The 20,839-nt window shown below is 52.7% G+C and carries 18 protein-coding genes; 8 read left to right on the forward strand and 10 right to left on the reverse strand.

Going from position 1 to position 20,839, the window contains the following annotated elements; all coding sequences use genetic code 11:
• Nucleotides 1-223: 223 nt before the first annotated feature.
• Nucleotides 224-1,282, forward strand: coding sequence for a ribosome small subunit-dependent GTPase A (rsgA, locus tag ACYVRB_RS08870; RefSeq protein ID WP_461214863.1), 1,059 nt, complete (start codon nucleotides 224-226; stop codon nucleotides 1,280-1,282).
• 283 nt (nucleotides 1,283-1,565) lie between these two features.
• Here the strand turns inward: rsgA and ACYVRB_RS08875 are convergent, their stop codons facing one another.
• The gene (locus tag ACYVRB_RS08875) at nucleotides 1,566-2,072 is read right to left on the reverse strand and encodes a MarR family winged helix-turn-helix transcriptional regulator (RefSeq protein ID WP_461214865.1); all 507 of its coding nucleotides are present in this window, start codon (nucleotides 2,070-2,072) and stop codon (nucleotides 1,566-1,568) included.
• Between the two features lie 128 nt (nucleotides 2,073-2,200).
• Between ACYVRB_RS08875 and ACYVRB_RS08880 the strand changes: the two genes are divergently transcribed.
• The gene (locus ACYVRB_RS08880; protein ID WP_461214866.1) at nucleotides 2,201-3,139 is read left to right on the forward strand and encodes an ATP-binding cassette domain-containing protein; all 939 of its coding nucleotides are present in this window, start codon (nucleotides 2,201-2,203) and stop codon (nucleotides 3,137-3,139) included.
• Between the two features lie 11 nt (nucleotides 3,140-3,150).
• Nucleotides 3,151-3,897: an ABC transporter permease gene (locus tag ACYVRB_RS08885; RefSeq protein ID WP_461214868.1), complete on the forward strand. Its 747-nt coding sequence runs from the start codon at nucleotides 3,151-3,153 to the stop codon at nucleotides 3,895-3,897.
• Between the two features lie 166 nt (nucleotides 3,898-4,063).
• On the opposite strand, the gene rpsD is transcribed toward ACYVRB_RS08885, so the two are convergent.
• Nucleotides 4,064-4,675: a 30S ribosomal protein S4 gene (rpsD, locus tag ACYVRB_RS08890; protein WP_461214869.1), complete on the reverse strand. Its 612-nt coding sequence runs from the start codon at nucleotides 4,673-4,675 to the stop codon at nucleotides 4,064-4,066.
• Between the two features lie 176 nt (nucleotides 4,676-4,851).
• Complete coding sequence (locus tag ACYVRB_RS08895; RefSeq protein ID WP_461214870.1) at nucleotides 4,852-5,340, reverse strand: GAF domain-containing protein; 489 nt, start codon at nucleotides 5,338-5,340, stop codon at nucleotides 4,852-4,854.
• Between the two features lie 186 nt (nucleotides 5,341-5,526).
• On the opposite strand from ACYVRB_RS08895, the gene ezrA reads away from it, so the two are divergent.
• Both ezrA and ACYVRB_RS08905 read left to right on the forward strand, forming a co-directional pair.
• Nucleotides 5,527-7,230 (forward strand): septation ring formation regulator EzrA, encoded by a 1,704-nt coding sequence (gene ezrA, locus ACYVRB_RS08900; protein WP_461214872.1) that lies wholly within the window; start codon nucleotides 5,527-5,529, stop codon nucleotides 7,228-7,230.
• 179 nt (nucleotides 7,231-7,409) lie between these two features.
• Nucleotides 7,410-8,873, forward strand: coding sequence for an ABC transporter substrate-binding protein/permease (locus tag ACYVRB_RS08905; RefSeq protein WP_461214874.1), 1,464 nt, complete (start codon nucleotides 7,410-7,412; stop codon nucleotides 8,871-8,873).
• Between the two features lie 551 nt (nucleotides 8,874-9,424).
• Here ACYVRB_RS08905 and ACYVRB_RS08910 read toward each other — a convergent pair.
• Nucleotides 9,425-10,324 carry a serine hydrolase gene (locus tag ACYVRB_RS08910; protein ID WP_461214876.1) on the reverse strand — a complete coding sequence of 300 codons (900 nt, stop codon included), beginning with the start codon at nucleotides 10,322-10,324 and terminating at the stop codon, nucleotides 9,425-9,427.
• 210 nt (nucleotides 10,325-10,534) lie between these two features.
• Here ACYVRB_RS08910 and ACYVRB_RS08915 point away from each other — a divergent pair, with 210 nt between their 5' ends.
• Nucleotides 10,535-12,358 carry a diguanylate cyclase domain-containing protein gene (locus ACYVRB_RS08915; RefSeq protein WP_461214877.1) on the forward strand — a complete coding sequence of 608 codons (1,824 nt, stop codon included), beginning with the start codon at nucleotides 10,535-10,537 and terminating at the stop codon, nucleotides 12,356-12,358.
• Between the two features lie 34 nt (nucleotides 12,359-12,392).
• Here ACYVRB_RS08915 and ACYVRB_RS08920 read toward each other — a convergent pair whose 3' ends face one another.
• Nucleotides 12,393-13,313, reverse strand: coding sequence for a LysR family transcriptional regulator (locus ACYVRB_RS08920; protein ID WP_461214879.1), 921 nt, complete (start codon nucleotides 13,311-13,313; stop codon nucleotides 12,393-12,395).
• Between the two features lie 127 nt (nucleotides 13,314-13,440).
• On the opposite strand from ACYVRB_RS08920, the gene ACYVRB_RS08925 reads away from it, so the two are divergent.
• The gene (locus ACYVRB_RS08925; RefSeq protein WP_461214880.1) at nucleotides 13,441-14,589 is read left to right on the forward strand and encodes a cobalamin-independent methionine synthase II family protein; all 1,149 of its coding nucleotides are present in this window, start codon (nucleotides 13,441-13,443) and stop codon (nucleotides 14,587-14,589) included.
• 77 nt (nucleotides 14,590-14,666) lie between these two features.
• Here the strand turns inward: ACYVRB_RS08925 and ACYVRB_RS08930 are convergent, their stop codons facing one another.
• Nucleotides 14,667-15,464: an alpha/beta hydrolase gene (locus ACYVRB_RS08930; protein WP_461214882.1), complete on the reverse strand. Its 798-nt coding sequence runs from the start codon at nucleotides 15,462-15,464 to the stop codon at nucleotides 14,667-14,669.
• 647 nt (nucleotides 15,465-16,111) lie between these two features.
• Complete coding sequence (locus tag ACYVRB_RS08935) at nucleotides 16,112-16,516, reverse strand: hypothetical protein (protein ID WP_461214884.1); 405 nt, start codon at nucleotides 16,514-16,516, stop codon at nucleotides 16,112-16,114.
• Between the two features lie 170 nt (nucleotides 16,517-16,686).
• Here ACYVRB_RS08935 and ACYVRB_RS08940 point away from each other — a divergent pair, with 170 nt between their 5' ends.
• The gene (locus ACYVRB_RS08940; RefSeq protein WP_461214885.1) at nucleotides 16,687-18,057 is read left to right on the forward strand and encodes an NAD-dependent succinate-semialdehyde dehydrogenase; all 1,371 of its coding nucleotides are present in this window, start codon (nucleotides 16,687-16,689) and stop codon (nucleotides 18,055-18,057) included.
• A gap of 206 nt (nucleotides 18,058-18,263) precedes the next feature.
• On the opposite strand, the gene ACYVRB_RS08945 is transcribed toward ACYVRB_RS08940, so the two are convergent.
• The 3 genes from ACYVRB_RS08945 to ACYVRB_RS08955 all read right to left on the reverse strand — a co-directional run bounded on the left by ACYVRB_RS08945 (nucleotide 18,264) and on the right by ACYVRB_RS08955 (nucleotide 20,562).
• Nucleotides 18,264-18,500, reverse strand: coding sequence for a hypothetical protein (locus tag ACYVRB_RS08945; protein WP_461214887.1), 237 nt, complete (start codon nucleotides 18,498-18,500; stop codon nucleotides 18,264-18,266).
• A gap of 39 nt (nucleotides 18,501-18,539) precedes the next feature.
• On the reverse strand, nucleotides 18,540-19,049 hold the full coding sequence (locus ACYVRB_RS08950) for a hypothetical protein (protein WP_461214889.1): 510 nt from the start codon (nucleotides 19,047-19,049) through the stop codon (nucleotides 18,540-18,542).
• Between the two features lie 205 nt (nucleotides 19,050-19,254).
• A complete protein-coding gene (locus ACYVRB_RS08955) occupies nucleotides 19,255-20,562 on the reverse strand; it encodes an MFS transporter (RefSeq protein ID WP_461214890.1) in 1,308 nt (435 codons plus the stop codon).
• Between the last annotated feature and the right edge of the window lie 277 nt (nucleotides 20,563-20,839).

The raw sequence follows: 20,839 nt of genomic DNA on the forward strand, positions 1-20,839 counted from the left end.
GTATAGCAAAAGCATACATGATAAGAAAATATTAAACAAGTGAGAAGTGGTTGTAATTTTAAGAAGAATATCATCTATGGCTACTATTCTCCGGCACAACCCGATCTGCTATAATGACATCATTACAAGAAAGGAAGACTGTTTATGTTGAGCATTGTATCAGGGGTTGTCACGTCACTGGAGGACTACCTCAGCTAGTTCTCCCGCTATGGAGGACAATCTCTTGAATTTTAACGATTATGGTCGCACCCAACAACAGCACGTCACCACCGGATTAACGCTTGCGCGCGTGATCAGCGCCAGCCACCAGCAGTACACCATTGTTTGCGAACTCGGCCAATTCCAGGCGCAAGTCGCTGGCCGCCTGGCCAATTTTGCCTTAGGGGCGGAAGACTTCCCCACCGTCGGGGATTGGGTGCAGGTGCGCCTACCTACAAACGCGACAGATGCCGCGACGATCGAACGCGTCAACGAACGCGCCACGGTTTTCTTGCGGAAAGCCGCTGGTCGCCGTTCAGACGCCCAGCTCATCGCGGCCAACGTCGACTGGTTGTTTTTGTGCATGGCACTAGATGCCAACTTCAACCTTCGGCGCTTAGAACGCTACCTCGCCGTTGCCGCCGCTTCTGGTGCGCAACCGGCGATCGTGTTGACCAAAGCCGACCAAACCAATACACTGAGCGCCCAACGCCAGGCACTTGCGGCCATCAGTGGCGACACGCCGGTCATCATCTGCGACGCGACCAAGCCAGACGGCATCGAAACGCTGACGGCGTTCATGCAACCACAGCTGACCTACGCGTTTCTTGGCTCCTCAGGCGTCGGTAAATCGACGCTGATCAACCGTTTGCTGGGAAGCGCCGCGCTGACCACCCAAGCGGTACGGTTGAGCGACGCTCACGGCCGCCACACCACCACCGCGCGCCAGCTGCTCGCCTTACCCAACGGCAGCGTGGTAATCGACACGCCTGGGATGCGGGAATTAGGCCTGCTCGACGCCGATGTTGACGCGACCTTCACCGACATCCAAGCACTGGCAGCAAACTGTCGGTTCCGAGATTGCACGCACCAACACGAACCCGGTTGTGCAGTGCAGGCCGCCGTGGCAGACGGAACACTTGCCCCTGCCCGCTTAGCCAGCTACCAGCGTTTGAAGGCCGAGCAAGCGCACAACACTAACTTGCGCGGCAAGGCTCGCGAAAACGCGAAGATCAACCGCATGTTTGGCAGCAAGAAGCAGATGAACGCGATGATGAAAGAAGCACGGCGCAAACGCCACTAAGTCAAACGCGAACTATCAAGGAAGACCCGCAACTTCAGTTTCGATCCACGTCAGAAAAAATACAGGCCGGTTGGTGCTAGCCTGCATGATTTACAGCCAACGTCATCTCGATGCGTTGGCTTTTTTCGTCCGCTTGTCGTATCTACTCCCCGTCGCTTTTGATCAACATCCACGACGTCTAGCAGTCCCGATTCCTGACGGATCCGTTTGGATTAAAACTGACTAATTGCGAAATATGACCTTAGAAACCACGATCCTCAATTCCTAGAAATTGCTGTCATGTCTACTTCTTAAACCGGTTCAAGTATCTGCCAGCAAACAATTTATGAAACTTGACCCCTAAGGTCGGATTGGCCGCGTCAATGTCGGCGTACATCGCGTTGGTGATTTTAGTCAATAAGGCGTACAGCTGGTCTTGTTCGGGTTCGCTGAGGGCGCGCAGAAATGGTGGGACCTCCTGGGCGGCAGAAGCGATTTCCTGACGTCCCAAAGCGGTTAGGCTGACGAGATTGACACGGCGATCTTTGGACGATTTTGTTAAGGCGACCAACTTACGCTTTGCAAGTTTGCTGACAAACTCGCTGATCGACTGAGGCGAGATCGCCAAGTGCGTGGCCAACTGACGCTGTGATTGATGGTCTTCTTCGGCCAACGCCAGCAAGATTTTGCCTTGGCCTTCAACCGTCAAGCGCGGGCGCGCCTGCTTAACGATATCGTCATAGATCTTACTGAGCTGCTCATATTCCGCCAGTTTCCCTGCCGTCAGCTCTGCTTTGGCTTCGTTTGCCACTACACATCAACCCCATCTGTCGTTTTCTTCAGTATACAGCATTTCAAAAGCGGGCACTTGACATATTAATCAGGGGACCTTATTATATTTTAGTCAGGTGACCTGATTAAATGACGATGGAGGGCAATATGGAGAATAACGTGATTCAAGTCAGCAATGTTGCAAAACGATTTGGCGATAAAATCGCCGTTCAGGATGTTTCCTTTAATGTAAAAAAAGGCGAGATCTTTGGCCTTCTTGGGCCAAACGGTGCCGGTAAGACCACGCTGATCAAAATGATGACGACGTTACGCCGCCCAGATGCAGGTCAAATTCTGGTGAATGGCTTTGACACGCAGACACAGGCTCGCTTGGCCAGACAACAATTCAGTGTGACCGGGCAAACAGCGGCGATTGATCAGGATCTGACCGCCCGAGAGAATCTCATGATCTTTGGGCGGCTGTCGGGACTGAAGCTGACAGCCGCCCGCAACCGGGCAAGCAAGCTGTTACAAGCCTTCGACCTGGTGGCGTCGGCCGATCAGACGCTTGCGACTTTCTCCGGTGGGATGCGGCGGCGCTTAGACCTCGCGGTGAGCTTGGTCGGCAAGCCTGCGATTTTATTTTTAGACGAGCCCACGACCGGTTTAGATCCACGCACGCGCACCCAGATGTGGCGCGTGATCCAAGACTTGGTTAAAACCGGCTCAACCGTTTTGCTCACCACCCAATACTTGGAAGAAGCAGCCCAATTTGCCGATCGCATTGCGCTGATCGATCACGGGGAGATGCAAGCGATCGGTACCCCAGACGAGCTCGCCCAACATGTCGGGGGCAAAAGACTGCGTGTCCAGGTGTCAGAACCCAAAGCCCGCCAAAAAACGCAGGCCATTCTCCAAGCAACCCAAAAGCATGCCGTTCAGGTGAACGACCACGCGTTGACCGTGCCGTTGGACGCAAACAGTATGACCAAAGCCGCAGAGGTGCTGGCACAGCTGGCAGAAGCTGGCATCCCCGTCAGCCAGTTTGCGATCGAAACGCCATCATTGGACGATGTCTTTTTCAAGCTAACAGTTGGGAAAAATTAAGGAGGAACACCATGACAAATGTGATAACGATGACCCATCGTAATCTGTTGAAAACCTTGCACGACCCGGATAACTTTAGCGATGTCATTATGGAGCCTGTGATCTTCACGTTGTTATTTGGGTTCTTATTTGGCGGCGCGATTGCCGGCAGTGTGCACGCCTACCTACCGATCTTGGTCCCTGGGATCTTGGTCCAAAGTATCCTCAATGCCGCAACTGGTTCGGGACAACAACTTCGTGAAGACATCAATAACGGTGTTTTCGATCGCTTCAAGACCTTGCCGATCGCCCCGATCGTGCCGCTGGCGGGTCAGTTACTGGGGGATGTCTTCCGCCTTTTGCTGGCTGGCATCGTGGCGTTGATGACGGCCTTTGTGATGGGCTGGCGCCCCGCTGTCGGCTTGCCAATACTCGCGGCCGCCTTGTTCTTGGCGTTGTTCATCGGTTGGGCCACTTCATGGATCTTCGCCTTAGTTGGGCTTTTGGTTAAGAACGCAGAACTGATCGGCAGTCTATCGATGATGATCATCTTGGTGCTGACCTTCTTATCCAACGCTTTTGTGCCCATCAAGACTCTGCCTGGCTTCATTCAGGCAATCGTGCGCGTCAATCCAGTCAGCTACACGGTCACGGCGATCCGGGCGCTCCTGCAAACCGGAACATGGGGACTGCATGCGACGGTCGCACTCAGTTGCGGGATCGTCATCATCTTGATTTTCATGCCTCTCAGCCTGCTGGCATATCAAAAACGCGATTAGCCGGTTGCCCGCCAATAAAATATACAAATAACGGCTTATCACCAATCTAATTTCTTCCAGAAGAAGTTGGATGATGACAAGCCGGTTTTGATGCACACGATTTGGATAAACAAAAAGCCTGTGCACGAGGCACAGGCTTTCTTCAACCATAAAATTATAAATAAAATTACAAGATTTGGTTGTAGTATTCAACGACAAGAGATTCGTCGACTTCTGGTTCGAGTTCGTCACGTTGTGGCAAACGAACGTAGGTGCCTTCCTTCTTGTTGTCATCGAAGGTCACGTAAGCAGGACGGGAAACCGTTGCTTCGATTGCTTCGTTAACAATAACCAAGTTTTGGGAACGTTCGCGAAGGCTGATGGTTTGGCCAGGTTGAACTTCGTAGGAAGGGATGTCAACGCGCTTGCCGTCAACCAGGATATGACCATGGTTAACGAGCTGGCGAGCTTGAGGACGGGTGGTAGCCAGACCTAAGCGGAATACCAGGTTGTCCAGACGGCTTTCGAGCATGATCATGAAGTTTTCACCATGGGTGCCTTCAGTGATCTTGCCGGCGCGGACGAACAAGTTACGGAATTGGCGTTCGTTCATGCCGTACATCCAACGAAGCTTCTGCTTTTCGCGAAGTTGTTGGCCGTATTCAGAAACCTTACGACGGTTGTTGGCACCATGGTCACCAGGCGCGTAAGGACGACGAGCTAATTCTTTACCAGTGCCGGAGAGGCTCAGGCCAAGACGGCGAGATTGCTTCCAGCGAGGACCAGTATAACGAGACATATAGAAATTCCTCCAAAAATTTTGTTTGGAGTAAGTTAATGAATGTGAACTCAGCACACGGACAGTCACGCTAGGCGGTTCGCCTTAGCAGCCGTGGTTACTACGCACTCTAGCAAAACTAGTTGCGCAACTGGAGCCGACCATGCCGCTCACTGCTGCATTAAATTACTCGCAGGCTAGTATACCGTAGCCAAGGCCTTGGCGTCAAGGTGTTTCGCGATTGCCTGGGCGGCTTGGGTCAAAACGTCTTGATCCGCCTGGCTGAAACGATCCAGACTCGGGGAATCGATGTCCAAGATCCCCACGACCGTTCCGTCGACAACCAGCGGCACAACGACTTCAGAGTTCGACGCGGCATCACAGGCGATGTGGCCGGCAAAGTCGTGGACGTTGGGGACGATCATCGCCGTGTTGTTGGCGTAAGCCGTGCCAACAACCCCTACCCCCGGTTTGATGTGGGTGCACGCCACCAGTCCTTGGAACGGCCCAAGGTCGAGAGTGCCGGTTTGCTTAGAAAATAGGTAGAACCCGCACCAGTTGACATCGACCAAACTGGCATTAAGGACCGCTGAAGCATTGCTCATCACGGTGATCGGGTTGGGTTCGTCGCTCAACAAAGCGTCAAGTTGGGCAACAACAAGTGGATCTAATGGAGCTGTAGTCATGATTTTGCACCTCATTTTTTACAAATCTGCGTCAGATAGGCATTTTTTCCTTATAATGTCTTCCTTGTTTGCATCGTTTCTGAGATACTAAGGAATAAGGAAATGAAACCGTACCCGCCAGCTTACTGAAGTATAGTGAACTCGCGGACAAAATGCAATGCGGTCTCGAGTGCGGAAGGTGTAAGAATGACTTGGATTATTACTGTAATTGTCATCATCGTCTTATTGGGTATCGGGGTATGGGGTCTGCAACGCTTCAATACATCACGGTTGAAGCAGCTCGACCAAGAAGTTGAAAAAGTCGACAACGGCGAATTGAAGGGCTTGATCAAGTCCATCGCCAATCTTGGCTTGGCCGGCGATTCGTTGCGTCACTTCACCAAGCAACAACGCGACTATCAAAAGGTCACAGAAAATGAGCTCGCCGGCTTACAAACGGCGCTGCTAGATGCAGAACTGCAAAACAAGCAGTTCCAATTCGTCAAGTTCAACGCGACGCGTGCAAAGATCCAAGAACAGATCGTCGCCGCAGACGCTAAGGTCGGGACGATCAAGCAAGCCCTACTCGACTTGCAAGCCAGCGAAGCCACCACGCGGGAACAACTCAAAACCCTGCGCGGCGACTACCAGGAAGCACGCAAGACGATCCTTGCCAAGAGCTACGCCTTTGACAGCGCCTTGCCACAATTAGAAAACGAGCTTGACACCCTAGCTAACAGCCTCCAAGAAGTGGCGGAGATCTCCGATTCCGGTGACCACGCTGCCGCTAGTGCCAAGTTGGAAAATCTCGCTGTCAGTGTTGGCACCTTAAAAGACCAGGTCAGCCGCCTGCCCAAGTTGGTCAACACCGTGGTCAATGAGTTCCCTGCCCAACTTCAAGAACTGACGCAAGGCTATCACACTTTGGCGGCCGAACATTACGTCTTCACCCAAGACGTCCCGGCAGGCATCGATGAAGCCAGCACCCAAGTCAAAGTCGCCCATCAACAGATCACCGACCTGGCTGTCGACGAGCTCGCTGACAATGTCGCCAACACCGCCACGGCGATCGACGGGCTATACGCCACCATGGAAAAAGAGCTCAAGGCCAAGAATAGCGTCGATAGCCAGACTGGCGACCTGCGTCAGTTCATTGCCCACGCGCAAAAACAAAATCACACCTTACAACTCGAACTCGACCACCTCAACCAAAGCTATACCCTCACCCATGGGGAAAACGCTGAAGCTGAAAAGCTGGCACAGCAACTCGACGCCATCGCAGAAACATATGCTACCGATCAAGAGGCGATCAAAGCCAACACCGCCATCTACTCCGGGATCCTCGCCCACTACACCCAATCTCGTCAAGACCTCAAGGCAATCGAAACCCGCCACCAAGAGATCAACGCGAGCGTGGCTGACTTGCAACAACGCGAACGACAGGCCGTTGAATCGGCAGATGGGTTTGAAATGGCGCTGCGCGATGTCAAATATGAAGTTTCCCGGCATCAACTCCCTGGTCTGCCGCGGCCGTATCTGGATTTTTTCAACGTTGTCAGCAAGGAACTCAAACAACTCAACCACGACCTCAGCCAGATTAAGATCGATCTTGACGCCATTGCCAAACAACTGATCCAGCTCGGCGAAGACATCGATCAACTCAAAGACCAAAGCCTCAAAATCATCGACTCTGCCGGTATGTGCGAGCAACTCTTGCAATACGCCAATCGCTACAAACCTTCACATCCTGAAATCGATGACGCGGCCACTAAGGCTAAAGACTTGTACCAGCATTACAACTACGCAGAAGCCGCCGACATCATCGGCAACGCCTTGGAACTCGTCGAACCAGGCGCTTACCAGAAGGTCGAAAACGACTACCTCGCTTCGAAATCAGCATCGTTGTTCTAAGACGGTCAAACGCGGCGTACCATTGCATCCCAGTTCGGATGTAACAGTACGCCGCGTTTTTTGTTCGTGTAAGCGCCCTATCGACTGTTTACGACAATAAATCTGACATCAGTGATGGACAACGGCTTAACGAATCATTATGCTTATAAGAGTTTATGAGGAAACGATTGGAGATTATTATGAAAAAACCAGGGTTACTCGCCGCAATTATTGCCACTTTTGCCGTCCTACTCGGCCTCGCGTTCACCCCAAGCACCACTTCTCAGGCCGCAGAGAAAACCTACACCTTCTATACTGATGTGGGCTATGCACCTTTTGAATTTGCCAATAAGAGCAACACTTATGTCGGCATCGATATCGACTTGATCCGCGCCATCGCCAAAGAAGAAGGCTTCAAGGTCAACGTCAAACCCGTGGGCTTCAACGCCGCGGTCCAAGCGCTGGAGGCCAAACAGATCGACGGTGTCATCGCCGGCATGACCATCACGCCGGAACGTAAGGTCAAATTCGATATGTCCAAGCCTTACTACCCGACTGGCCCAGTCGCCGCTGTCAAAAAAGGCGCCAATATTCACAGCCTCAAGGATCTGCGCGGCAAGCGCGTCGCCATCAAAACCGGGACCGCCGCGGCGGATTACGCCAACTCCATCAAGAAAAAGTATGGCTTCACCACGGTGACCTTCGACGACTCCAACAACATGTACCAAGATGTCATCACCGGCAACTCGGTGGCATGTTTCGACGACCAGCCGGTCTTGCAATACGCCATCGCCACTGGCATGAAGCTGCACATCGTCGCCAAGCCTGAAACCGTCAAGTATTACGGTATCGCCTTGAACAAAGGCCGCACCGATGGCTTGATGGCCAAGCTCAACGACGGGATCGCCAAGGTCAAAGCCGATGGCACTTACGACAAGATCGTTGCCAAGTATCTGGGCAACGGCACGGTCGCTTCCCAGAAGAAGAAGAACGCCAAGACCCAAGAAACCGACCGCAGCTTCGTCGGTCTGCTCAAGGAAAACTGGAACACCTTGATGGGCGGCCTCGGCGAAACTATTCTGTTGACAGTCGTCGGGATCATCTGCGCGACGATCCTGGGCACACTGATCGGCTTGCTTGGCGTCATGCCTAACCCATTCGCCCGCGGGGTCGCCACGACTTACATCTATATCTTCCGTGGCCTGCCACTGCTGGTGCTCGCGTTGTTCGTTTACACCGGGATCCCTAGCCTGACCGGTACCAAGATCCCCGCCTTCATCGCCGGCATCGTCACCTTGACGCTGAACGAAGGGGCCTACACCGCCGCCTTTGTCCGCGGGGGGATGGATGCCGTGCCTGATGGGCAGATGGAAGCCGCCCGGAGCTTGGGCTTGTCATGGGGCAAAGCCATGCGCCATGTTGTATTACCACAAGGCTTGCGCATCATGGTGCCAAGCTTCGTCAACCAGTTCATCATCACGCTGAAAGACACGTCGATCTTATCAGTCATCGGCCTGTTGGAACTCACCCAAACCGGGAAGATCATCATCGCCCGCAACATGGAAGGTTTCAAGATCTGGACCATGGTCGCGTTGATCTACCTGATCATCATCACCGTTTTGACCTGGCTGAGCAACTGGGTCCAAAAACGCATGCAAGCATAAATCAAAGAGAGAGGATAAGTCGCTGACGACTTGTCCTCTCTCTTTTGCTGTCTGGGATTAAGTTAGTGCCTTGGTCGTCCTCCAGGAGGAAGTGAGCTAGCTCTGCTGCGGCGGAAATGGCGGTATACTATGCGGCCGTCTTCAGCCTGCTTCGCAGTCTTACGACTAATTTTGAAGCCGCTTTGCGTCTCCAAAATTGCCGACGACAACCCCGGTAAGCCAGCAAAGCTGTCTCACAGGCGCTGTCGTTGTCACGGCATACCGCCATTTCCGCCTCCGCGCCGCTAGCCCACTTCCTCCTTCCGGACTGACATCCGGTTAAACGTAGATAATTGAGTAATATGAAAATCACGATATGAGGCTACAATGACAAGCACAACTATACCTGGCGTATAATGTGTGATTCACAACGATAGATTTCTGGTTACTGATTAACGCGAACCCTGTCACACCAAACTATCCTAATACGTAGAATCTAGGGGGTGGGCGAAAGCGACGGATTGATCCTGCCGGAGTCGCTTTCGTCCACCCCTGGCCGCAGCCACATAAGCCTATTGCAACATTAACGTTTCACCAGTGACTTTGGCGAGCTTGGCCACGAATTGCTGGCCGGATTTGAGGCTTTGGTTGTGATCGGTCAAGATTGCGATCGTGCAGCTCTTATCACCGGAGCCTAGATGGCCGATCGAATTGACGATCCAGGTGTTATCGCCGTTGAGACGCCAACCGTTTTTGAGTTGATATTGCTTGGCGCCGGCGGAGATCCCCCACTGCTGATCGGGCTCGACCTTGCTCATCAAGTCTTGAATGTAGGCCTGCGACTTGGTCGACAGGTAATCGCCGGCGTAAAAGATCTGGTTGAGCAGGCGTAGCTGGTCGCTGGCCGTGGTGGTCGTCGCCACCCAGCCGCTGGCATACGCGTGTGACTGGGTCATCTTGAGGTTGGTAAACAGACTGGTCAGCCCGCGCCCACTGCCGATCGCGCGGTAAAGGTTCGTGGCGGCGGCGTTATCGCTGTTTTGAATCGCCTGCTCCGCATTGCCGACCTCCGAGTTAGTCAGCGTCGCGCCAGCTTGCCGGTGTGTATGCAAAAGTTGCGTCAGCATGGCGACTTTGACGATGCTGGCCGTGGTGTGAGCGACCTTGGGCTGGCTGTTATAGGCGACTGTCAGGCCATATTGTTTCGAATAGACGGCGATGGAAACCGGCAGGTCGGTTTGGGCGATGATCTTCTGCCAGCCACCCATCAGCTGCGACTGGATCTGGGCGTCGCTTGCCGTGGCTTTGGCCGGTAATTTTTTAGCAGCGGTTTGCGTTTGTTTGGCCGGTTCGGCCTGTTGCGCGTGCAACAGATGTGCGCGAAACCCTAACAGGCCCACGATCACCAAGATGCAAAGTCCCCATAACGCATAACGAACCGGTGGCTTAAAATATGGCTCTGAATTTTTCATGGACATCCCCTCGAAGCACAGTACGTAATCGTTTTCATTATTATCGCACAAGTTGCTTACTATAATAAAGAGCTACTGTAATGATTCGCATATTTTGCTGGTTAGAAACCTGCAAATCAAAATAGTTGTGGTACGATATTGCTAATTACTTCATTCTTGTGGGGGAGATGAGCGATTATCCAACGGCTTTCAGTGCAGTTTCCCGTTTTTTTGATTCGTATCGCCACCGTCAGCTTCTTCAGTATCGGCTTTATCCAATACTTCCAACGCCTGTGGTACGACGCCTTCGAAAATGAGCATACAGCGACCCAATTCCGCTACATACGGCGTGTGGTGCTCCTGTTGATCACTGTGGGCATGGGTTTATTCATTCACTACGGCGCAATGATGTACATCCACAACGACTCAGCGATCCTCTACCACAACTGGGCGCTGTTTGTGTTGACGCTACCATTATTATTTGGCGGCTTCAACAAGCTCGAAGTCACGCTCCAAACAAGCGCCTTGCTATTGGTGTGGTACATGCACCACGCGCCAAATCTGTTGGCACCAGTCCCATTAGCTTCATTGATGGCATTTGTCGTGGTGGCGGCCTTGTTCAAAGTTTACCGTCAATATGTCATGCAACACTGGTGGTTTGGCGTCGCTGGGGCTTTGGTGGTCGCCAGTTTATTTTGGTTCACCGTGCCGCCGCTCTCCATGGGCATGCACATGGATCTCAACCTCGAACTTCAGGCGGTTTTGCTGTACACCTTGATGCTCGTCTTCGTCTTGGGCTATTGGTTGCGCCAATATCGCGAAGATCGCCGCAACCGCGAGCGTGAACGCCTTGCCGACTATGAAAAAGGCAGCCACGCCAACTCTTACGCCAACCATCTAAAAGAACTGCAGGCGCTGTTTGCCACCACCAAACAAGATGGCCAGCCGCTGAGTTTTGCGACGCTTGATCTCGACCGGTTCAAACAGATCAACGATCGCTTCGGCCACCTCGCTGGCAACGCGGTGCTGATTGGCGTCACCGAAACGCTCAAGCGCGTGTTGGTCAACGCGCGCGTCGACCACAAGCTGTACCTCACGACCGGCGAAGAGTTCAACCTGGTTTTCCCCAATCTCGATTCCGAGGCCGCACTGCCGATCATCACGGCATGTTGGCAGGCGGTGCGCAAACGCGACTATGCCTATGAAGATCGGACAATCAACGTCACCATGTCGGTGGGTATCACCGATATCCAGCCGCAAGACCGCAGCGTCAACGATATTTACAAGCGCGCTGACGACGCCTTATCCAAGTCCAAACGCTCACGCGATGCGATCGTTTACAACAACAAGGTCGTTTCTGGTACCGATCACGCCGAAAAACGGCTTGCTGACTATCAATATTTTTCTCAAGGCGTGTATGACCTGGCTGAAGACAGCCCTAAAAAAGCCTACCATGAGCTCTTGTTGCGCACCTATGACCCGCTGGTGAAGCGCTGGATCTTGCCGGACTCCTTCGAGATCCCAGCGTGGATGTCGATTGCTTTGTTGCAAGATTTCATGCGCCACACTGATCTGCAAAACTTCAATCTGAACCTGACCGCCGCACAGTTTCAAGACCTCGACATCGCCAACGCCTTGACGCAGTTTGCCGAAAGTCCTGAAGGCCCGGCCAATCTCACCGTTGAGATCATGGACCTGACCGACTCGCAAACCACCCGCCGGATCAGCGCTATCTACCGGGCCGCCGGCATGAAGATCTTGATCGACGACGTTGGCAGCGACAACTCCTTTGAACTGGTTTCAAGCTCCTTGCCTTATATCAACGGCATCAAGTTTGCGATGCAAAACCTCAGGAAAACCACCAGCGACGCCGAACTGAGACAACGCGTCGAATTCTGGCAAGCGATCGCCCAAGACAACCAGCTCTCGTTGATCCTAGAAGGCATCGAAACCGCCGCCGACTTGGCGTGGGCTAAAGATCTCGGCATTCGCTACGGACAAGGGTATTATTTTGGCAAACCCGCTCAAGCCGAAAAACTGCTCAGTAACAACTAAAATAAGCGTCGGTGCGATCGCACCGACGCTTGTTTTAATTCACCGTAAAACCATAGTGGCGGATATGTTCTTTGAGCAATGCCAGATACCGCTCCGCTGTCGCGCTGAGTTCGATCTTCTTATGGCGGAGGTACCCTAAGGTGATCGGATCGTCGATCGCCAGCGGGATCGCGACGATCTTTTCGTCGTTGAGGTCCGACGAGATGATCCCGGAGCTAATCGTGTAGCCGTTCAAGCCGACCATCAGATTGAAGATCGTGGCGCGATCGGACACCTGAATGTGTTTGGCGTGCGGCAAGGTACTTTGAATCTCTTCAGCGAAGTAAAACGAGTTGGTGTCCCCTTGCTCATAAGATAAGTACGGGTAGTCTTTGAGATCGTCGAGGCTGAGCGTCGCCTTTTTGGTCAGCGGGTTGTCGCGGCCGACAAAGACATGCGGCTTGGCCGTGAACAGCGGCGTGAACGTTAGGTCTTTTTCTGCGATCAAACGGCGCATCACCGTTTGATTGAAACCGTTGAGATACGTCACGCCAAGCTCGCTTTTGTTGGTTTGGATATCATCGAGCACCCCTTGGGTCTGGGTCTCGCGCAAGGTGAAGTTATACTCCGACCCGCCGATCTCTTTGACCAAGGCGACAAAGGCGTTGACCACGAACGCATAGTGTTGCGCAGACACAGAAAACTGTTGCTTGCGCACGGTGTCTTGGCGAAAATGCTCATCCAACAGGTTCACCTGGTCGAGCACCCCGCGAGCATAGTTGAGAAATTCGCGTCCTGCCGGCGTCAGCGTGATTCCGATTTTCGAACGGTAAAACAGCTGGAGCTGATACTCTTTTTCCAGCTCCTTCATCGCTTGGGACAGCGATGGCTGGGAGATAAACAGCCGCTTAGCGGCTTCGTTGATCGAGCCGGTGGCGGCGATGGCTTCTAGATACTGTAGCTGTTGGATGCGCATGTGATCTCCTTTGGTTGGCTCGGGGTTATAGTCTGTGCCTATTATATCACCTTGTAATTGTGTATTATCTATTTTCTAAGAAACTTGTTATGATAATCTCATCAATTATTCAACGGAGGCAACACTTATGACCAACTCACGATTCCAACTCGTCGGCTCCCTTCTGCGCCCGACAGACCTTTTGACCTACAAGGACCAGATCGAACACCGCGACGACATCACCTACCCGTTCTACGAAGATTTTCCCGGGTACCAGGCGACCGAAACCGAAGATATCACCAAGATCATCCAAACTGAAAAGTCTCACGGCATCGATGTGTTGACCGACGGCGAGTATTCCAAGTCGATGTGGCACCTTGATTTCATCTGGGGCTTTGGTGGGATTCGCCGCAAGCTGGCGGATCACGGCTATCACTTCGAAGATCACGACGGCGGCGATTTTGAAACCCGCAAAGATATCGGCATCGAAATCACCGCACCACTGTCCGGCAAGCACCATCACTTCATCGATATTTTCAAAGAGGTCCAAGCCCAAGCGGCTGGCACCGCCATTAAAACCACGGTTTGGGGCGCTGCGCATGCCTTCACCGAGTTGGCCGTCATCGATCACCTCTACGGTGACAATCAAGTCTACAAAACCCAGGCTGAACTGAAAGCCGGATTGATCAATGCTTATAAGGAATTCCTCACCGAATACAAGGCCGCCGGCGGGCAGATCATTCAGTTCGACGACTGCCTGTGGGAACTTTTCGCAGACGATAATAACGACAGCTTCTTCACCGACAGCAACCAAAGTCTCGAAGGCCTGGCCGACGAATTCGTCGCCATCAACAACGCCGTGTGTGACTACGGCCACGAACTGGGGTTGAAGGTCTGGACCCACAACTGTCGCGGCAATTACGCCTCCCGTCACGCCGCCGGAGGCTCGTATTCCGCCATCGCCGCCAAGTTCTTGGGCGATCAGCACTACGATCGCTTCTTCCTGGAATGGGATGACGACCGTGCCGGTGATATCAGCGCGCTCAAGGCCTTGCAGGCCCGTCCAGAAGTTGAAGTCGTTTTGGGCTTGCTGTCATCAAAGACGGCGACTCTAGACGATGAAGACCGCGCATTGCGCCTGTTGAACCAAGCGGCCACGATTTTGCCTAAGGATAAGCTTTATCTTTCCCATCAATGCGGCTTCGCATCTTGTGACGGCGGCAACGAACTCACCCAGGCACAAGAATGGGCGAAGATCGACCAAGGCCGCAAGCTGGCAGCCAGCTTCTGGGGCTAATCCACAAACACGCCCGTAATCAAAAGAGCCCAACGCCCAGATCTCGGATTGAGATTTAGCCGTTGGGCTCTTTATATTCAGTTTTTCAGCCAGCTTTGTTGTACCCAAGTATTGAACAAGTCAGGCCATACCGCCACCGTCGCTTCGGCACCGGCAACGCCACCGTTAACTTGTGGCGTTGCCAAGCTCAAGCCATGATGGCCGTGTGGGAAAACGTGCAGTTCATACGGGACCTTCGCTGCTTGTAAAGCGCTGGCAAACATCAACGTGTTGGCCGCAGGCACCGCGCCGTCGTCTGCAGTCGTCCAGATGAACGTCGGCGGATTCTGCGCGCTCACCCGCTTTTCCAACGATTGTGCGCTGGCTTCAACGCCTTCGCCAAGCAGGTTGTTGAACGAGTCGCGATGCGCCAGTGGCCCGCTTGTAATCACCGGATAGCACAACAACAAGCCGTCTGGGCGACTGATTGCAGGCTGATAACCTGCCTCGGTCAACACCGGATCAGCTGCCATGCACGCCAGGCTAGCCGCCAAATGGCCGCCAGCGGAAAAGCCGGCGACGATCAGCCGCTGTGGGGTCAGGCCCCATTCAGCGGTATGCGCCCGCACCAACGCGACTGCTTCCGCCAGTTGCCGCAAGGCGTGCGGATAGCGCACAGGTGCTACCGCGTAATCCAAGACAAATGCCGCAAAGCCTTGCGTTACAAACTTCAACGCGACCGGTTCCGCTTCGCGCGGCGACACGAAGCGGTAACCGCCACCCGGACAGATTACGATCGCCGGTCTGGTTTGCTCATCAAGCCGCTCTGGCAAATAAGCCGTCAACTTTGCCGAAGGACTTCCCTCCGGTTGAACCGTCAAGTGCAATATTTCCATTCAAAAGCCTCCATCAATAAACAAACAACATCGTTTTGATTCACAATCACTGTCCGGCAGCGTAAGTGTGTAGTTGGCTGTAAACTAATCGCGGTCGGGTGCGGGCAAAAGTGACTCCAGCAGGCTTCAATCTGTCGTGGAGAGGGTTCGGCTTCGCTAACTTCGTCTTTGACGAAGTGGATCTCCACCTGCGCCTTGCTGTAAGCAACAAGTCGCTAACAGCAATCTCACCACGTCAGATTGACCTGCTTCCGTCACTTTCGCCCACACCCTAGATTCTACGTATCTGGATAGGTTGATGTCATGAGCAATCGGGCTAATTCGCCAATTACAACTAATCCATTTCTATTCTCTTCGAAATTGCCACTTCCGGTGTCGCTGGACGCTAACGTCAGGGTTTGGGGTGTGGAGGCCCGAGATGGCTCAGGCGCAGCATTGTTGTTAGCGGCTTGGCCGCTTACAACAAAGGCGTCGAAGAAGATCCACTCGGCGGAGCCGAGTTAGCTTCTGAGCGCCTCGCCCATGACATGCAAGCCGTTCCAGCCATCTCTAGGGCCGGAACACACCAAACCCGACCTACACCACTATCCCAACCACCAACCAAAGAAGACTAACGCTGCCGGACAGCGGTCGTCTATGCGAATAGATTACGCGTTTGTGTGTTTGGGTGCAATCGTCACGGGGCCGTAATGGCGACGCAAGCGGGAAACGATGAGGACTTTGTCATTCCAGGAACCGCTTTTGTAGATCAACATATTAAACCGCGTGACGACAAAGTTGCTTTCCGGCTCGTCAAAGATTTTGGCAAGCTTGGCCGGCGTCAAAGCGTACTGGACCACATAGGCCGGTAACGCCGCCATAGCGTAAAAACGCCAATATGCTTGCCAGCCTGCGATAACCCAGATCAGTAGCAACACCCCGGCGAGTACCAAGATGTTTAACCCGATGAGAAAGCGACTCAAGTTTAAAAAAACGACGAGCACGGTACCGAGTGTTGCTGGCACCACGATAAACAAGACAAATGCAAGCGTTTTGATCCATACCCGAACCATCTTTGCCCCCTCCTTTTTCTCCCCAGAAAAAGTATCCCATCGCGAGGAACAAAATCGTATAAGCGGTAACAAATCAGCACTTTTCTGCGTTTTTAAGCAAAACGTTGTCATTTTTGCCTGATGTTACGCTATAATGGTCATGTAATCGCAAACAAACAGGAGGATCCCTTATGGCTTATAAAACAATTAACCCCTATACCAATGAAACATTGAAAACATATGAGAACGCCACCGACGCAGATCTTGAGAAGACCCTCGCCACTGGTCACGCTTTGTACAAGACCTGGCGCAATGAGAACCCGGCCAGCCGTCAAGCTGTGTTGCACAAGGTTGCAGAATTGATGCGCGTCAACAAGAAGACGCTGGCTGAGACCATCACCAAAGAAATGGGCAAACTGATCGGCGAAGCGGAAGCAGAAGTCGATCTCTGTGCTGACATCGCGGAATACTTCTCCGAAAATGGCGCCAAATTCCTCGAACCGACACCGTTGGCCACTGACGCCGGTAAGGCTTACTACATCAAGCAGGCCGTCGGGGTCTTGGTCATGGTTGAGCCTTGGAACTTCCCTTATTATCAGATCATGCGTGTGTTCGCACCAAACTACATCGTCGGCAACCCGATGATCTTGAAGCACGCGTCCAACACCCCAAGCTGTGCGCAGGCCTTCGCGGATATCGTGCGCGAAGCCGGCGCCCCAGACGGCGCATTGACCAACTTGTTCATCAGCTATGATCAAGTCTCTGCCGCGATTGCCGATCCTCGCGTCGCCGGTGTTGCCTTGACCGGTTCCGAGCGTGGTGGTTCTGCCGTCGCCAAAGAAGCTGGTGAAAACCTCAAGAAGTCGACCATGGAGCTTGGCGGTAATGACGCGTTCATCATCTTGGATGACGCCGACTGGGACGAAGTTAAAAAAGTAGCCCCTCAGGCGCGCCTGTTCAACGCCGGACAAGTTTGCTCCGCTTCCAAGCGTTTCATCGTCATGGCAGACAAGTACGACGAATTCGTCGCTTACATGAAGTCAGAATTTGCCAAGGTTAAGCCTGGTGACCCGCTGGATCCTAACACCACGCTCGCCCCACTGTCTTCTGCTAGTGCCAAGACCAAGCTCGCCAAGCAGATCGATGCCGCCATCGCGGCAGGTGCGACCCGCGTGATTGGCGACGAACCTGTCGCTTTACCAGGCCAGTTCATTCCAGCAACGATCTTGACCGACATCGCCAAAGACAACCCGGCTTACAACCAAGAAATGTTTGGCCCGGTTGCCGCGATCTACAAGGTCAACTCCGAAGAAGAAGCAATCGCCTTGGCTAACGATTCCAGCTACGGCCTAGGTTCCACTGTCTTCTCCGCAGACCCAGAACACGCTGATCGCGTCGCCCGCCAGATTGAAGCCGGGATGACCACAATCAACCGTGCTTGGATCACGGCACCAGAACTGCCATTTGGCGGGGTCAAGAACTCCGGCTACGGGCGTGAACTTTATCAACTCGGTTTGGACGCGTTCGTCAACGAGCATCTGATCATTAACGCCAAAGCATAAACGAATTAATATCAGCATTATTTTTTCAGAAAACTGTCCCACTTATCATGAAATCATGGTAAGCTATAGCTGTGGTAAGTAATCTGCCACCCCAATAATTCGTCATCTCATGTGCGCCACCTCCTACTGCTCGGGAGGTGGCGTTTTGGCGTGTGCCAACCTCAAAAAAAATTCCCCGCGATGCCATGGCGAACGCGGGGAATACACTAGTCCTTATACAGCAGCGTGATGCTGCCGGTTGTTTGGTTGACCATCACAGTGTACATGTATTCATAGTTGTTGAAGAAACCGGTGGGACGTTGGATCCATGGATGCGGATCGCCGGTGTATTCTTGAACGAAGGCGAACAAGGCGAGCCCTGTTTTGCCGGAACTGGCGAGGTCTTTTTTTGCTTGGCGGATGGCCTTGTGGCGGATCCAGTTGCGTCTGAACTTTTCAAACATGGCATTGCTCCTTAGAATGATCGGTTGCATGGCCCAAATCTAGTCGGTGTCAGTATCAAAATCCGGACCTTGCCCAGTGTCAAAATCGGGATCGAGATCTGCCCCCGTCCAGCCGCCGCCGGGCGCGTCTGGACGCACACCGCCACTGATTGCATCGTCTTCTGCCTGCTTTTCTTGACGCCACCCGCTGTAATCCGGCGAGTCGTCATCTGGTTCGGCTTCGGCCTCTTCTTTGGCTTGAGCCGCAGCTAGCTGATCTTCTAGAGCCTCGTCTTGAGCGACTTGTTTGTCAAAATCATCCAGTGGGGCAAATTCGCGATCGTCTTGTTTTTCGAGCGCGGTGGCGGCTGAAGAATCCTTCAACGCGTCGGCGACTTTGCCGAGTCCGTCGGCGATGCCACGGTTCATCGCGTTGCTCAACGCTTCGCTGATGTAAGCCACGATATCTGGCATTGCTTCGTCTAACGCCGCTTGTTGCGCGTTGGTCAGAGCGTGCTTTCGGCGATTTTGACTATTGTTATGCTTGCGTTTGCTTCTTGGTTTACTCATGATGCCGTTCCTTCTTTACGATACGCGAGACCCTTCACCTAACCCATTGTACTGCAGGATACATTGATTATTATATGACGGAATGCAACGCATGATAAGCACGATGGGTTTCCTACAAAGCCTTTGGTTTTACACCATGATTTGATAAATTTCCAAAAAAAACAGGACCCAGCCGAAGCTGGATCCCGTTGGTTGACAATCTTGATTATGACTTCTTGGCTTTATCAGCGGCCAATTTTTCAAGCGCTTCATCATGGAAGCCGAAGCGTGGAATCAAGCGAACGATGACGATGGAGATAATCCCGTAAACGACAACGCATCCGAAGAGGATCCAGAGGAACAGCGCTGGGGAAATCGCCATCAAAGTTGGGGTGAACAGTGCGAAGACCGCGGTCAAGGCACGGGTGACACCCAAGGAAACACCGGTCATACTTGCACGAGCGTTAACTGGGTAGAAGTCTTGTGACCAGATCTTCCAGATCGGTTCGCCGATCCAGATGTAACCGAACATGTAGACGATGTAGCAGATCGAGAAAATCCACCAGTAAGCGGCAGACAAGCCGGAGATGAACATCGCGACAAGACCCATGGCCAAGCCACCGAAGACCAGATGGTAACGGTACTTGGTATCGGAAACCCGCATGAAGATCAAGTTAGCGACGAACCCTAAGATGTTACCAGCCATGGCAACGATGGTAGCAGTCGCAGCGGCTTGCTTATCAACGGTAACCAGGAAGTAGTTCAAGAACATCCCGAACGAGTTAGCTGGCAGGTTCCAGAACACATAGTAAGCCGTCAGTAAGATCAGCGGAATGAGGATCTTCTTGTTGGTCAGCAATTCGCCAATCTTTGGCTTTGCTACCGCAATATCAGCGGTACCTTCTTCAGTCTGGACTTCGTTAGCCAGTTTCGTTTCGTTTTCACGGAACTTCTTGGACCCGATCCGGACCAACCAGTTCAGGAACGCCATGATGGCGATGAAGCCAAACAGGTAACGAACAGGCTGAATACCCTTCAAACCAGAAGTTAAGAACCCGATGAACTGGGAAAGAATGATCCCGACCGTCCAATAAAGTTGCGTCGAACTGATCGCTTTACCATAGTTTTCCTTGTCCATCCGTTCGGAGATAACCGCCAAACTGGTTGGCAAGTCAGCCCCAGAAGCAACCCCGGCAAGCATCAAGCCGATGAACAAAACGGTAACGTTGTTGGTGAAGGCCACCATCGCCGTCCCGATGGCAACCAACAAGATATCAATATTGAAGACATAGACCCGGCCGAATTTATCGGAGATGGCACCACCAAATGTCGCCCCGATGGCAACGGCCACCGTCAACGCGGTGTTGACCGCCCCGGACAGCCAAGTTGAAAAGTCAAAGTGCGCGGTCCATAACGGTAATGAAACCCCGCAACTAACCAAAATCGCGGCATCAAGATATGAAGCGATCCCGGCGATGAAAACTAACATCACCTGGGCGCCCGACATCTTCGGTGCTTTTTTCGAGTTATCCATATTTTTTCCTCCTCGCAGGTGGCGCTTACATTTTGCGTCACAATTGATGAACCCATGTTTCTTGACCCAACTGTGGAAAGTCGCGTGGAATCCATAAGATTAGAAAGCTGTGGAATGATGGCTAGACGCAAATCACTTTCCGAATATAGACCTTTTTGTGATGATTGTCGCAAATTCTGTGAGTCACATCACATCACTGGGTCAAATGCACGTATAATTGGAACAATTTCCCATGTTACACTTTCTGCTGAGTAATCTCTGCACTAGGTTTTGATAA

It is taken from the genome of Lacticaseibacillus boliensis (assembly GCF_054784775.1).